The 14,120-nt window shown below is 43.2% G+C and carries 12 protein-coding genes and 2 pseudogenes; 8 read left to right on the top strand and 6 right to left on the bottom strand.

Going from position 1 to position 14,120, the window contains the following annotated elements:
• Window positions 1-9: 9 nt before the first annotated feature.
• The 7 genes and pseudogenes from CLV98_RS23845 to CLV98_RS05470 all read left to right on the top strand — a co-directional run bounded on the left by CLV98_RS23845 (window position 10) and on the right by CLV98_RS05470 (window position 3,986).
• Window positions 10-342, top strand: coding sequence for an N-6 DNA methylase (locus CLV98_RS23845; protein WP_229203233.1), 333 nt, complete (start codon window positions 10-12; stop codon window positions 340-342).
• Window positions 343-362: 20 nt separating this feature from the next.
• A complete protein-coding gene (locus tag CLV98_RS05490) occupies window positions 363-698 on the top strand; it encodes an N-6 DNA methylase (RefSeq protein WP_211319978.1) in 336 nt (111 codons plus the stop codon).
• A gap of 107 nt (window positions 699-805) precedes the next feature.
• Window positions 806-1,228, top strand: coding sequence for a nucleotidyltransferase substrate binding protein (locus tag CLV98_RS05485; protein ID WP_109673301.1), 423 nt, complete (start codon window positions 806-808; stop codon window positions 1,226-1,228).
• Complete coding sequence (locus tag CLV98_RS05480; protein WP_109673300.1) at window positions 1,228-1,530, top strand: nucleotidyltransferase domain-containing protein; 303 nt, start codon at window positions 1,228-1,230, stop codon at window positions 1,528-1,530. The genes CLV98_RS05485 and CLV98_RS05480 overlap by 1 nt, the downstream gene beginning before the upstream one ends.
• Before the next feature lie 200 nt (window positions 1,531-1,730).
• Window positions 1,731-1,931: pseudogene (locus CLV98_RS24295) on the top strand (hypothetical protein); the annotation flags it as partial.
• 104 nt (window positions 1,932-2,035) lie between these two features.
• Window positions 2,036-3,055 (top strand): NmrA family NAD(P)-binding protein, encoded by a 1,020-nt coding sequence (locus tag CLV98_RS05475; protein WP_229203232.1) that lies wholly within the window; start codon window positions 2,036-2,038, stop codon window positions 3,053-3,055.
• A gap of 10 nt (window positions 3,056-3,065) precedes the next feature.
• A complete protein-coding gene (locus tag CLV98_RS05470) occupies window positions 3,066-3,986 on the top strand; it encodes a helix-turn-helix domain-containing protein (protein ID WP_211319986.1) in 921 nt (306 codons plus the stop codon).
• A 70-nt stretch (window positions 3,987-4,056) separates the two neighbouring features.
• Here the strand turns inward: CLV98_RS05470 and CLV98_RS05465 are convergent.
• Window positions 4,057-4,572: pseudogene (locus CLV98_RS05465) on the bottom strand (GxxExxY protein).
• Between the two features lie 438 nt (window positions 4,573-5,010).
• On the opposite strand from CLV98_RS05465, the gene CLV98_RS05455 reads away from it, so the two are divergent.
• On the top strand, window positions 5,011-5,391 hold the full coding sequence (locus CLV98_RS05455; RefSeq protein ID WP_109673298.1) for a hypothetical protein: 381 nt from the start codon (window positions 5,011-5,013) through the stop codon (window positions 5,389-5,391).
• 428 nt (window positions 5,392-5,819) lie between these two features.
• Here the strand turns inward: CLV98_RS05455 and CLV98_RS05450 are convergent, their stop codons facing one another.
• From CLV98_RS05450 to CLV98_RS05435, 5 genes are all read right to left on the bottom strand, one after another.
• Window positions 5,820-7,193: a glycoside hydrolase family 140 protein gene (locus CLV98_RS05450; protein WP_109673297.1), complete on the bottom strand. Its 1,374-nt coding sequence runs from the start codon at window positions 7,191-7,193 to the stop codon at window positions 5,820-5,822.
• Window positions 7,194-7,508: 315 nt separating this feature from the next.
• Window positions 7,509-9,173: a RagB/SusD family nutrient uptake outer membrane protein gene (locus CLV98_RS05445; RefSeq protein WP_109673296.1), complete on the bottom strand. Its 1,665-nt coding sequence runs from the start codon at window positions 9,171-9,173 to the stop codon at window positions 7,509-7,511.
• A 12-nt stretch (window positions 9,174-9,185) separates the two neighbouring features.
• Window positions 9,186-9,962, bottom strand: coding sequence for a SusC/RagA family TonB-linked outer membrane protein (locus tag CLV98_RS23840; protein ID WP_229203231.1), 777 nt, complete (start codon window positions 9,960-9,962; stop codon window positions 9,186-9,188).
• Window positions 9,963-10,112: 150 nt separating this feature from the next.
• Entirely contained in the window at window positions 10,113-12,263 is a 2,151-nt protein-coding gene (locus tag CLV98_RS05440; protein WP_229203230.1) for a SusC/RagA family TonB-linked outer membrane protein, read from the bottom strand.
• A gap of 898 nt (window positions 12,264-13,161) precedes the next feature.
• Window positions 13,162-13,941 carry an SDR family NAD(P)-dependent oxidoreductase gene (locus tag CLV98_RS05435; protein ID WP_109673295.1) on the bottom strand — a complete coding sequence of 260 codons (780 nt, stop codon included), beginning with the start codon at window positions 13,939-13,941 and terminating at the stop codon, window positions 13,162-13,164.
• Window positions 13,942-14,120: the final 179 nt, after the last annotated feature.

Genomic DNA, 14,120 nt, shown 5'->3' with positions numbered 1-14,120 from the left:
CCCCAAAAATTGACGAAGAACCCAATATGCTCCAGAATATCCACCTCCAAAACTTCTGGTGAAGGGGATATCAGAAAAGCATTGATAGAAGCGGGCTTAATTGACTGTATCGTGAACTTGCCAGCCAACCTTTTCTTAAATACTCAGATTCCAGCCGCTCTTTGGTTTATGAGTCGTAACCGTTCGGGTTCCTTCCCCTCCTTCGGAGGGGTGGCCGAAGGCCGGGGTGGTTCTTTCCCTCCTTTGGAGGGGTGGCCGAAGGCCGGGGTGGTTCTTTCCCTAGTACACTTACCCCAACTCATCGCAAGTTCAGGGAACGTAGTAAGGAAATACTTTTTATAGATACTTGAAATTTGGGTCATTTGATTAATCGTAGAACCAAAGAACTTTCTAATGGTTCCGTTGATCCTGCTGATAATGAAATGGGCAAATTAGCAGCTATCTACCACAGTTGGCGCAATATCGGAGGCGAGTATGAAGATGTTCCCAGTTTTTGTGCTGCTGTGCCAATTAGTAGGGTGGCAGAGCTCGACTATGTACTTACGCCTAGGCGTTATGTAGGCTTGCCAGACGAAGACGACGATTTTAATTTTGTCGAACGCTTTACTGCTTTAAAAGCCGAATTGGAAGAGCAACTCAAAGAAGAAATCCGGTTGAATAGGGCGATTGCGGATAATCTCGCTAAAATTAAAATTTGATACTGGGAGCATGGAGTAATACTGAGACAGAGCGTTTCCTGTTTGGAAGTGTTTAAAAATGAGATTTCTAGCTAGTATATAAGCGAATGAAATAAATAACCAAGGATATGGAAGAGCAGGATATTCGCTGGCAACAGCGTTTTAGTAATTACAAGAAAGCACTTGCGAAACTAGGTGAGGCTGTAAAATTGGATGCGGAGAGATCTTTGAGTGAACTCGAAAGGCAGGGAATTATACAGGCGTTTGAATATACCCATGAGTTGGCCTGGAAGGTCATGCAGGATTTTTTTGTTTATCAAGGGAATACGGAATTACGTGGTTCAAGGGATGCAACACGACAGGCTTTTAGCGCTGACTTAATTTTTGATGGCGATAATTGGATGGAAATGATCAAGAACAGAAACCTGACCATCCATACTTATAACGAGGCCATTTCCGAAGAAATTTACAAAAATATAGTCACCTTATTCTATCCACTTTTTGTGACATTTAAAGAAACAATGGATGGTATTATAGCCAAAGAGGAATAATGTGCGGACTAGCTGATAAAACCATAGCCGCCATCCAAGGTGTGTTCGTCAAACATCCACTTATCGAAAAGGTGTTTTTGTACGGTTCACGTGCCAAGGGAAGTTACCGCAATGGCTCAGACATAGACCTGGTACTTGTGGGCGATGCACTGGACTTGTCTCAATTATATAAAATTGAACTGGAACTGGATGACCTCATGCTCCCGTATAAAATAGATTTGGCTCTGTTGCATCTAATAGAAAACAAAGAGCTTATCGAACACCTCAATCGAAGAGGGGTGGTTTTTTATGAGAAAAATTAATGCCCCGAATATAGACTATTGCATTGTATCAAAGAACTGGAAACGATGGTTTTAAAGTAAGCAACCACCCATCCCCATCTTTCCACCCAACGCTTTTCTTCGGAGCTTTGTCGCATTGAAGATATACAAATAAAAAACAAGAATTACTACCGGCAGCTTTACGGCCAGTGGAAGGATAGTAGTCTTGGAGTCAAAGGTTTTTTTGCGAACAGCAATCGGTCAAATATGCCATATTTAGATATAGGGTTCGAAAATTGGAGCAACCTAGAAAAGACCCTAAAGGTTTTACTGAGCTAAAATTGGGAGTTGGACCTAACCCATCTAACCCCGTGGCGGTACTGAGTTTCGGCGCTAGGGCCTGCTTGTCATTTCACGAATTCCCAGACCCTACTTTGGATTAAATCGCTGCTTTCATAAAGTCATGTTGCTTTTAACACCCAGCATTCGTTACTTTCATTATGACCAACTTGTGGACATGCGTTCAAGGCATCATTTGAGCATCACCATGAAAAAAAACTACGGACCTTATATCAGCCTACAACAAAGGTATATTCGCTTACAAGTACCAGTCTGTTTTTGCAGAGTTTTGCTTAGCAATTTTGCAATGAACGTAAAAACAAAACAGATGAAAATTACACTTTCAGGCTCATTAGGCCACATAGGAAAACCCTTAGCGCAGGCGTTAGTAAGTAAAGGTCATACCGTAACGGTTATAAGCAGTAATGCTGATAGACAAAGGGAGATTGAAGCCATCGGTGCTAGATCAGCTATTGGTACTATAAAAGATACTGATTTTATCGCCTCGGCATTTTCTGGTGCAGATGCAGTTTTTTGTATGGTGCCACCGGCAAACTATTTTAATCAATACCTTAACTTACTTGATTATTACATAACATCAGGAAATAACTATGCAAAGGCCATTTTACAAACAGGGGTCAAAAAAGTGGTCAATTTAAGTAGCATCGGAGCTCACATGAAGGAAGGCAATGGTATACTGCAAGGCACCTATCATGTAGAACACATCCTTAATGAACTGCCTTCGGATGTTGCCATAACCCACATTCGTCCTACCGAATTCTACTACAATTTGCTGCCTCAAACCCAATCCGCTAAGGCTAATGGATTTTTAGTGTCAAATATTGAGGCTGAAGTGACTAATTCGTGGGTTTCGCCGAAGGATATTGCAAGCGTTATTGCTGAAGAAATTACAATACCATCATCTGGTCGCAAAGTACGTTATGTAGCTAGTGAAGAACTTACTTACAATGAATTGGTCTCAATTTTAGGTGAAGCGATAGGAAAGCCAGACTTGAAATGGGTAACCATAACGGATGAACAAATGAAAGATGGTTTGGTATCTGCGGGTATGCAACCAGCTATTGCAGCGGGTATGGCGGAAATGTATGCGTCTATAAACAGTGGGTTACTATATGAACATTATAAACTGCAGAAGCCTGAAACGATGGGTAAAGTCAAAATAAAAGATTTTTCTGAAGATTTTGCCAAAGCATATCAACAACTATAGAAATAGAATGATGAATAACAGACCACCCCATCATATCAAGACCATTAGCGAATATCATCGCTTTCGAGGCTTACCCAAACCTGAACATCCGTTGATGAGCGTTATTAATTTTGATGAGATAGATAATTTTATAACGGATAAGCAAACGAGTTGGGTTTTTGATTTTTACTCAATTGCGCTAAAAAGAAACCTTGGTGCCGGTATAAAATATAAATATGGTCAGCAAGAATACGATTTTGATGAAGGTGTTATGTTTTTCATTGCTCCTAAGCAAGTCTTTTCTGTAGAAGCAGAAGGAGAGTATAAACTTACGGGATGGATGTTGCTCATTCATCCCGATTTTTTGTGTCAAAGCGCATTGAGAAAGAGCATCAAGCAATACGACTTTTTTAGTTATTCGGCCAATGAAGCCTTACACCTTTCGGATAAAGAAGAAACCCAGATCATAAATATTTTTCAAAGCATTCAGCAGGAATATAAGGCCAATATTGATAAGTTTAGTCAGCCACTTATCGTGTCCCAATTGGAAGTGTTGTTGAATTATGCAAGCCGCTTTTATCACCGTCAATTTATTACCAGAAAGATCATCAATCACTCAATATTAACTCGATTGGAAGAAATATTAGAGGATTATTTTAGTCAGGAATCTCTAATAGAAAAAGGGATACCTACAGTTCAAAGTGTTGCCAATGAACTCAACGTAACCCCAAATTATTTGAGTGATCTATTGAAGACTATAACAGGGCAAAGCACCCAACAGCATATTCACGAAAAATTGATTGAGAAAGCCAAAGAAAAATTATCAATCACCAACTTATCGGTAAGCCAAATTGCTTATGACTTGGGTTTTGCACATTCACAGTCATTCAGTCAACTATTTAAAACGAAGACAAATCTATCACCCGTGGAATATAGACGGTCCTTTAGCTGAAATTGGACTAATGAAGCAAAAAACACATTGGATTCGAGCATGGTGTTATTATATTAGGATTTCTTTTGTCTTAAACTATTATTTTTAGTATGATACTAATAGCGATTATCGTAAAATGTCTTCTGCTTTTCAATTTAATGGTTTTTGGTTTGCTTACTCTTTTAAATTCCAGGCTGGTGGTTCCGAAATTGATGAGCAAACCGATATCCAGTCCGTAGGCTTCTAAGTAATTGATTGCCTGTGCTATAGGTATATCTTCCAACTGGACGACGGCCTTTAACTCAACCATTACCTTTTCTTCTACGAAAAAATCCACACGTCTCGTTCCAATATGATCACCTATATAAAATATTAACATCTCATATTCCCTTGAATATTCAAGTCCTTGGTACTCCATTTATTTCGCTATTGCTCTTTGATAAATGACCTCTTGAAATCCATTCCCTAAAATGCGATGAACTTCCATGGCACAGCCAATAATCTTACCCGTAAGTTCTGAAAGGGGATATTTATCCTGAATAATGGATTTCTTTTCTGGTATTGATGTTAAACCTTCTTCATCTGTATCGTGTGTGTTATTAGTCATAGTGGTCTTATAATCATTAAAACTCACAACTTACTTCGCCAATAGCCAAAATCATTGTCATCATTTAATCATTACAAATCATAGTTCCAGACATTAACCGACTGCGATGATGGCATGAAGATTATAAAATTCCACATCACGAGTTACCTCACGATTCCCATCTTTTTGAACTATCCGGATTTTCCGGATAGTTGAGTCGCGCGGTAATGCTTATTTCCGAGTGACCATACCAGTGATTTCGGTCAAACTGTGCCACTTTTAAGGATCATACTAGGATATGAAAAAGTAATTATTATTGTTTGAGGATTCCTTTTCTAAGCGATTCCGCCGCGTGGCGGCCACGCGTGTCGAAAGTCTAAGAAAAAAACTGTAAAATTGTCAGAGCATTGGAGTCTACTTTCCGAAACTATTTACAGAGGGGTCAATATTGCCCAGAATATGATAAAAACAGCATTCGGCTTTATAAAAACCAATTACGGTAAATTGTTCCTATTGCTGGTTATATATTTAAGCGTCCATAAAAAATATTTGGGCTATGAAAAATTTTACGTTGAGGATGCATCAAAAGAATATTACTTTATAAGTGAAAATTATCGAGATGGTGGTCAATTTTTAAAAGTAAAAGTGCAGGCCAGCTTTAAGGGTATTGCGAATTTAAATTTGGTTGATGATAATAATATACCATATAGCCCAATACTTACTGGCTTTACTGGCCAAACGGATACGACCTTTTTTATTGATTTTTATGGAGGTACACCCCGAATCAAATATTCTCCTTATACAGCAGAAGATGGTAACTTAACAATTGAAATAAAGTAATTTGCAGCATCAAATTGGTAATTCGGTTACTTGAATTTCCCCATTATATCCTATAATATTTTTGTTCTGTTTTTTAGTTCAGATAAAGTGGGGACTTCTAACTTTCCGAATGAAAATCTTTGAAAATTATCAGTGAAACAAGTTCACTGCCATTAATCCCTATATTCTTCTTTACATTTTCGGGTGATTCTTCTTTGAATCCTGTTAATTGTTCAAACCACATCCGTTCAGTCAATATTACAGCCTCTACTGTTATGTACGGCACTAGTTGTGTCGATTTCGTATTAGTTAGAAGGTTTCCTCACAATAAGATCTAAATTTTCAAGAAAATCAATCGGGCTAAACCTTCAAAGAGTCATTACGCTGGTGTATACTATCTAATAAGTACGTAATTTAAGCAGTATCGAAACGAGGAGTAAATGCTAGTTTTAATTCCGCTCATTACTAGGATCGAACGGATGATTTTCTGCAGTTAAAATTAAAAGGAAATCACTTCCTCTTCCACTCGCCCAAGGCTTAAACGCATGGGATGAGCTGGAATCAAACTGACCGATGCGACTGGTTTGGCCATTGCGGGGATTGAACCAATAGGCGTTGAATCGTTTCGAATCCATTTTTGTTAAATCCACGTCGATGGGAAGCCCTAAAGGCGTATAAGCCAGTACGAAGCGCCTGTCGGAGCCCATAGAGCATAGGGTATAGGAGGCATCCTCTACTCCTTTATTTAACAGCATTTCTTGAGCAGGAATCATTTTTTGCCAGGGTAGTCGCTCGAATATCCGCTTCATATAGCTCATTTGTAATGCCCCAGGTAGCTGTAAGGCCGTTTGCCATCCGGTACGCGCCTGAATGACTGGCTCACGGACTCCATCATACATTTGCCATATATCGTTACACCCATAGGTGTATCCGGCACTGCCGGCGAGCATGCTCCAATAGGCCGAAACTCTTACATCGGCATCGTCAAGCCAACCATAGTCTTTATGCAACCAAAACCGGTCGGGTATGTTCTCGTATCGGGCTTCACCGTTAATAATCGGTCGGGGCTTGGAGGACTTTCTACTCTCCCACACGTAGCGATATTCTTGGGCCATGCTACTATGCCCACTTTGAAACATATCTATATCCAGCCAAGGGTCATCTACGTAGTCGGTAGCTTTCTTCTCGCCTACAGGATGGAAGGTCATCAGGTGTTGACGATCTACTTCACCAATGCCCTGGGCCATAGCCCTTACGATGGCAAGATGTGTTTCGTTTTCAAGGGGTCGGTCACCTCCCAGTACCCACACGAGGTTAGGATGCTTAAGATATCTTTGGGCTAACAGTTGCCCGTAAGTATGGGCATTCTCAGGGCTAAAGATTTCCGGACCTGTTCCCCATTTTTTGTTGAATTTATCTCCCCAAGTGGGAAGTAAGGCGATATAGAGACCTAATTCATGGGCCTTTTCTATGACATAATCCACATGTGTAAAATACGCTTCATTGAGCTTTGAAGGGTCATTATTGAGCAAAGGGGTATCCCCATACGCATTAGGAGTTTTTAAGCCATTGAACTCCGCCAGTATCACGGTTTGTATGACCGTAAATCCTTTATTGGCTCTGTCGCTCAGGTAGAGGTCCACTTCTTCCCGACTCGACCGATGTATAAGCTCCCATGCCGTATCTCCTAACCAAAAAAACGGGTGGTCATTTTCTGTGACTATATAATGCTGGTCCTTACCAACCTTCAGCAAAGGCAAGGATTGACTATATCCGGAAGTTAATATTGAAAGGCTGATCAAAAAAGCAAGAATGAGTTTCATTTTGGGACGATACTGTTTAAAGGGCTTGCCAAGGGAAGCGTCAAAAAAATCGGATAAATGTGAATGGGGTGATCGGTTATAATACAATGATAGTTTATTTTTGAATAAAACCAAGAGAAAATAGGGGGTAGATGCGCTATAAAACGATAAAAATAGCTTTAAGAAGAGGAAAGTAGGGCAAATCGAGGATACCGAAAAAACAAAACTGGCTTGCCTTAAAAAGTGCAAGCCAGTAAGAAAACTTAATCGAATAAACGTTTAGCCGGCGTCCCGTATTAATTGCCAAATGATATATCCCTTAGGGATACGCATCGATTAGTATCCAGGATTTTGAGGGAAATTGGTAGATGTGCCCTCGGTACGGTCTATTTGAGTTTGAGGAATGGGGCGAAGGTTATGGTAAGATTGGATGCCTGCCGCACCGTCGGGGTTGTAAGCCTGCACTTGGCTAACCAGTACGCCCCAACGTTTCAGATCGTACCAGCGTGAAAGCTCACCAGATAGTTCACGTTCGCGTTCCTGCATCAAAAATTCCATGGTCGCATCGGATGCTGTAATTTCCATCTCACTTTCCATGCCGCTCCATGCCGCCCGGCGGCGTATCATATTGATGGCATCTGCTGCCTGTTGACTTCTGCCGAGCTTAATATTTGCTTCGGCCAGTATCAGATAGGTATCTGCGAGTCGGGCCACAAATACATCCCGACTTCCTGCACTGGTACCTATTTCAGGCCTTAGTGGATCCAAATACTTACTCAGGGTCGGATATAAGTTAGCTTGGTAGAGGCTCGGAACCAACACCTGGAATTTTTTAGCTGCACGCTGCTCTACGGTCCATTCTATTCCCGGGATATAAATGGCCGTGTCGCCTGATGCAAACGTTACGCTGGTCTTGGTGTTGTCGAATAGTCCTGAAGTAAAGGTCCCTGGACTGTTTGACAGCCAGGTATCTTTAAAGGACTTCTTAAACCTGGAATCCTTACTGCGATCGGCGGGGTTAAAGATTACATTGAGCAAATAGTCGGTGGGCCGGTATCGCTTCCAGGGTCTACCGTTGGCGATATCGCGTATCATCCCCGCCTGCACGTCATATTCCATTAAGAAAAATAAATGCGTCATATTACCTGACCCATTGGTGAGTACATCATTAGAATACTGTACCGCCCAAATGATCTCACTATTTTGCTGGTTGGACTGATCATGAACCAGCGCATAGTCGCTTTGTAAGGCATAGGAATAGTTGTTAATCACATGGGAGGAATAAGTGGCGGCATTTTCGAAGTCGGTGCTTTCGGCTGCCTCCGAGGTGGCTTTGGTGAGGTATACTTTCGCTAGCATATGCTCACAGGCGCCTTGGGTAGCACGTCCATAATCTGCATTACCTACTGTGGTGGGCAGGTAGGGAAGTGCGGCTATCAAATCGGCCAAAATAACGGCATAAACCTCCGCTACTGTCGCTTTGGTGAAGTCCTTGGTCGGATTCGTTATTCCGTTGACGCTGATGGCTATATTTCCCCAGTTTTGGGTCAATAAAAAATACGCATGGGCCCTTAGGAACTTTAGTTCTGCAATCCGTTGGTTTTTTGCTGCCTCACTCAATCCCGTTACACCATCGGTATTGGCCAGGTCAATCAGGATATTAGCGGTATTGATTCCTGAATACAAACTATTCCATAAATTGGTTAAGATAGATACATTGGACCCGAACGAGGCCGTGTATTGATTCATATATTTGTAACTGCCGTCGGATCCATTGGTGTAGGTATCGGTTCCAAAGACGGATAGGTTCGTACTGACCTCCGCTCCATAATAACTTCGCATGGAAGTATACACAGCATTGACGCCTCCCTCAAAGCCCGCCAGTGAATTGTAGTATTGGCTACCAACTTGTGATACGGGGACTTCGTCTAGGATTTGACTACATCCGGCAACACCCCATAGAAGGGTTAGGTATAAAAACAGCTTAAATTTCGCTTTCATAAGTTTGATCAATTAAAATTTTACGTTGGCACCTATTATAAACTGACGCGTAGCATAGCTTTGAGCGGATCCTATAGAATCAAAGGTCTCGTTATCAATGCCTTTGTATTTGGACCGGTATTTGGAAAAGTTGAAAGGCTGCTGAGCGGCCAGGTAAAGTCGTAGGCTGCTAATTTTCATTTTTTGGGTCAGGTCGTCGGGAACGTTGTATCCCAGGTTGATATTCCTCACTTTGACAAACGTACCGCTGAAGTACCGTAAGGTGCTGGAGTTGAGGGGTGATTCCTGATTAACATTGGGGCGTGGAAATTCGTTAGTCGGATTCGTTGGCGTCCAGTAATCGATATCGAGGTTATTGTATCGACCCGCTAGAGAATTGAAATCGGAATGAAAACTACTGATAATAGTACTACCCACGCGGGTGAAAATAAAGAAAGAGAAGTCGAAGTTTTTGTAGTTAAAGCGATTGGTAATCCCTGCCGTAAAATCGGGTATTTGGGAGCCAATAATCGTTCGGTCGTTATCGGCGTCAATTTTACCGTCATTATTCAGATCGGCCACTTTTATCTCGCCTACATTCCTGGAATAGGATGCGGCTTCGTCGGCTTCATCGGCTTGCCAAATCCCTATTTTTTGGTAATCATATATGGCCGTAATCGGCTGACCAATAAAGCGGGAATTGCCTACATCGTCTACCTTGCCATTGGCAAGTTCTACAATCTTCTCCTTGTTTTTGGTCCATTGAATATCCGTGCTCCACCTAAAATCCCCTTTATCGATATTGATCATAGAAATTGAGACCTCGATTCCCTTATTTTGAGTTTTTCCCACATTTCGGAAAACATAACTGTAGCCCGAGGTTCCGGGAAGGTTGTCCTGTAATAACAGGTCGCTGGTTTGAGAAATATAATACTCAATAGATCCTGAAAACCGGTTGTTTTAAAAGGCATAGTCTATCCCGAAATTGGTGGAAGCCGTCGATTCCCATCGTAAGTCGGCATTTCCAATCGTGCTAGGGGCATATCCATAGGCAGCCGTAGCTAGATAGGCATACGCACTTCGGCTCAATAAGGTTTGGGTTTGATAAGGATCAATGGCCGTATTCCCTGTTTTTCCCCAGCTAGCCCTAAGCTTGAGCTGGGATATCCACCTTGCAGTTTTTAAGAAATCCTCGTCGCTGAGATTCCAGCCGACCGCTGCAGAGGGGAAAAAACCATATTTGGTGTTGACACCAAATCGCGATGACCCGTCATATCGGCCGGTTACTGTCAACAGATACTTGTCTTGATAGCTATAATTGACTCTGGCCATAAACGATTGCAAGGCCCATTCTGTGAGTGCACTCGAAACGCTGGAAATGGACGAGGCGGCACCTAGATTGTGGTAGGACATACTCTCCACGGGCAAGCCGGTAACACTGATGCCCGAAGTCTGGTAATTGTCCTGCTGCACCGAATGCAGGGCGGTAATATTAAGGTCATGTTTTTGATTGAAGACTTTGGCATAGGTTAGCACGTTTTCTAGGGTATAATTGAACCTTCGTCCTTTATCCAATAAGGCACGAGGATCGCCCCCTCTGCGGTCATTGGTATAGGTGCCCCAAAAGCGTCCAAAGCTTTGAACGGTAAAGTCAGGCCCAAAGTTGAATCGGTATTTTAGGTTAGGCAGGATCTTCCATTCGGCATAGATGCTGTTAAATAGCCGGATCGTTTCAGTTTCTGCGATATTATTCCCCTTGACTACCTCCGAAGCCGGGTTGGACTGTAGCCCATCGGCGGTGGGAAGAAAAATGAGTGTGCCGTCATCGTTATAGGCCTTACCCAGGGGGTTTTCGCGCAAGGTGAGCGCTAAAGGGGTAAAACCATTGCTTGACGTTAAGAAACTGCTGGCCCCATGGTTTACACTGTAAACGCCCAGTGAAGAAATACCAATTCTAATGTTTTTGCTGATATGGTGATCCAAGTTTATTCGCAAAGAATAGCGTGTAAAGTCCATCGTTTTGATGATTCCCACATCTTTGAAATAGTTTGAGGATACGGCGAATTGTGTTTTTTCTGAACCGCCTTGAATACCGATTTGGTGGCTTTGAATGCTTCCAGTACGCAATATTTCGTCCTGGTAGTCGGTACTGCGCCCCTCGGCAATACCTTCGAGCTCTACGGCGGAAAACAGTTTTAAATCGGCAGCCGTAGGATCGGAGTCGTCATAGGTTCCCACTGCCCGGCGCGATTCCCTTTTGTATTCGGCAAATTCCGCTCCATTCATGACATCGATCCTGCTGAGCTCTTTCGATACTCCGTAATACCCGTCGTAGGTAACGCTCATCTTGCCGGTAGTACCCCGTTTGGTAGTTACGATAACTACCCCATTGGCCCCCCTTGAGCCGTAAATGGCCGTGGCCGATGCATCCTTAAGTACCTCCATGGAGGCGATATCATTGGGATTGATATCGTCAATACTACCGGCCATCGGAATTCCATCCACTACATATAGGGGGTCATTAGAAGCATTAATAGAGCGTCGGCCACGGATCCGAACCGATACCCCCGCTCCTGGGTTACTCCCGTTTTGAACCACATCTACCCCCGCAACGCGTCCTTGCAAGGCTTGGCGTGCATTGGTGACTGGTAACTCGCCAATTTCCTTGGCCCCAACGGATGATATCGCACCCGTCAGTTGACTCTTTTTCTGGGTACCATAGCCCACAACCACTACCTCCGACAGGGCCTTCTGGTCGGTTTCCAGGGTAATCTCCAAGTGGGTACGCGTGCCAACGACCAGCTCTTGGTTTACGAATCCTACCGACGAGAATATCAACACCGCTTCCGATCCTGGCACTTGAATATTGAAGTGGCCCGACACATCAGTGGTGGTTCCGATTGTGGAGCCCTTTAGCATGATCGAAACACCGGGAATGGGACTTCGGTCTTCAGCCGAAAGGACTGTACCACTTACATCGATCAGGCTGGGCCGGGCAGGGGTAAATGGACTTGTGGCTCTTCCGAAATCGGGGTTTCCAAATACTGTAAAAGGAATAAATAGAGCCAGGTAGAAAAATAAAAATAAGGGTGGAAGGAAGTACTTTCTCATAAGGTTTGTGCTATTATTATTTACAAATTGCTGAATAGAGACGGCTTGCAGGTATATTCTTCGATGGTTTAAGTCCGTCTCAACCCAATTCCTAGCCGAATAGGGCTAACGGAATGGTCTATACTGGACACGACGATTCGTCACGCTCATGGCGAGCGACAGGTATGATCTCTTCGAGATATCATTTGTAATGAATTTATAAGGTATATGGACTGCTACGGCCTTTGTTTTAAAAGAGATCCGCTTTTAAATCAAAGGCGTTTAGACGTTAAAACGGGGTTGGGCACTTCATCCAAGGAATTCTTTCCGAAGGCCAGTTACACGTATAACGATATTGGTCATGTTAGGGGAGCTTCTATCAAACAAATACGATCTGTTTGAATAGATAATACTCTCCTTAACTTCCTAGTGTTGCACTATTGGTATGTATTTTTTTAAAATATCGTGCTGAGTCCGTCAGAGTAGTCTATTTTAGAGATTTTATGGAATCCTATAGGGACGGAGCAGGCATGGTGGAGACGGTGCCTGCTTCCCTTGGCTTGGGTCACTTGGCAGGTTGTCGGGGGGGGAAAGGCGTGTTCTAGAGGTTTATTTGTGTAGGTATTCTTTTTCGGATAGGCTATAAAGCAGCAATCGGTGCAAACTGATTATGGTTCAGTTTGCACCGATTGCTGCTTAAACTTGGGCCGAAAATTACTTATTCGGGTCTTTTTTTCATAGTTTGGCCAATTTAACATCCGAAATTCATACCATCTATCGACCAAGGTCTCCTTTAGCCATATTACTTTAGGAATGATTAATTACCTATGCAAGGTAATAGAAATCAGTGCTTTAAGTAAAGGTAATATTGATGCTAAAAATGGTAAATATATACGGGGAAAAATCCATTCGGCTCTTCTTACCGAGGCCCCATCCTAAGGGCTCCATCGAGGCGTATCACCTCTCCATTGAGCATGGGGTTTTCCACGATGGCCTTTACGAGCAGGGCATATTCGGCGGGTTTGCCGAGGCGTGCAGGGAAAGGAACTTGCTGCCCCAGCGACTGGCGGGCCTCGCGGGGGAGGCTGGCTAGGAGTGGGGTCTCAAAAAGACCGGGAGCGATGGTCATCACCCGAATGCCCGCTCGGGAAAGGTCGCGGGCCATGGGCAGGGTCATGCTCGCAATGGCCCCCTTGCTGGCAGCATAGGCTATCTGGCCCATTTGCCCGTCATAAGCGGCAATGGAGGAGGTATGAATGATGACTCCCCGTTCGCCGCATTCGTTGGTGGGGTTTTGCTCCATGGCAAAGGCCGTAAGGCGGGCTACATTAAAACTTCCGAATAGATTAATTTTTACGGTTTTTTCGAATAGCGCCAAATCGTGTGGGCCATATATTCCATCCTGTTTGCCGACGGTCTTTCCTACAGGTGCTATGCCCGCACAGTTGACCACTACATCGATAGAGCCAAACTTGGCCACCATTTCCTCCATGGCCAACTTGATGTCCGTTTCGCTGGTTACGTCCGCAATGATGGATAGGAACCGGTCATGGTACTTATGTTCTATAGTTTTTTTGCCAAGTTCGTCTAGGTCGACGATGCATACCCTGGCTCCATGGTGTAAAGCCAGGCGGGCAGTGGCCTCTCCCAATCCTGAGGCTCCTCCAGTAATCAATACATTCGAATTTCTAAGATGCATAGCGGGAAACAGTTTAAGTCTGGTTTTTTAAATATAGATAAAAACAGGAATTTTTCAATAAATTGTAGTAGTAAAAATTATAGCTAAGCTTCGATTAGCTCCACGGGTCGATCCGTTGGGTTGCAGTAGCTGTGGTGATTGGCGTTTTGAAGCCACAAAAAAACGTGCTGACTCACCGA

Source organism: Dyadobacter jejuensis (assembly GCF_003149085.1).
GTDB lineage: Bacteria > Bacteroidota > Bacteroidia > Cytophagales > Spirosomataceae > Dyadobacter > Dyadobacter jejuensis.
Note: the sequence above shows the minus strand (reverse complement) of the source record. Positions and strands in the feature narration are given on the sequence as shown.

Excerpts from the sequence above, each read along its gene's own strand:
- CLV98_RS05470 (WP_211319986.1), top strand. The coding sequence starts at position 3,066 with ATGAATAACAGACCACCCCATCATATCAAGACCATTAGCGAATATCAT.
- CLV98_RS05445 (WP_109673296.1), bottom strand. The coding sequence starts at position 9,173 with ATGAAAGCGAAATTTAAGCTGTTTTTATACCTAACCCTTCTATGGGGT.
- CLV98_RS05485 (WP_109673301.1), top strand. The coding sequence starts at position 806 with ATGGAAGAGCAGGATATTCGCTGGCAACAGCGTTTTAGTAATTACAAG.
- CLV98_RS05450 (WP_109673297.1), bottom strand. The coding sequence starts at position 7,193 with ATGAAACTCATTCTTGCTTTTTTGATCAGCCTTTCAATATTAACTTCC.
- CLV98_RS05455 (WP_109673298.1), top strand. The coding sequence starts at position 5,011 with ATGATAAAAACAGCATTCGGCTTTATAAAAACCAATTACGGTAAATTG.
- CLV98_RS05480 (WP_109673300.1), top strand. The coding sequence starts at position 1,228 with ATGTGCGGACTAGCTGATAAAACCATAGCCGCCATCCAAGGTGTGTTC.
- CLV98_RS05475 (WP_229203232.1), top strand. The coding sequence starts at position 2,036 with ATGAAAAAAAACTACGGACCTTATATCAGCCTACAACAAAGGTATATT.
- CLV98_RS05440 (WP_229203230.1), bottom strand. The coding sequence starts at position 12,263 with ATGAGAAAGTACTTCCTTCCACCCTTATTTTTATTTTTCTACCTGGCT.
- CLV98_RS05435 (WP_109673295.1), bottom strand. The coding sequence starts at position 13,941 with ATGCATCTTAGAAATTCGAATGTATTGATTACTGGAGGAGCCTCAGGA.
- CLV98_RS23840 (WP_229203231.1), bottom strand. The coding sequence starts at position 9,962 with ATGATCAATATCGATAAAGGGGATTTTAGGTGGAGCACGGATATTCAA.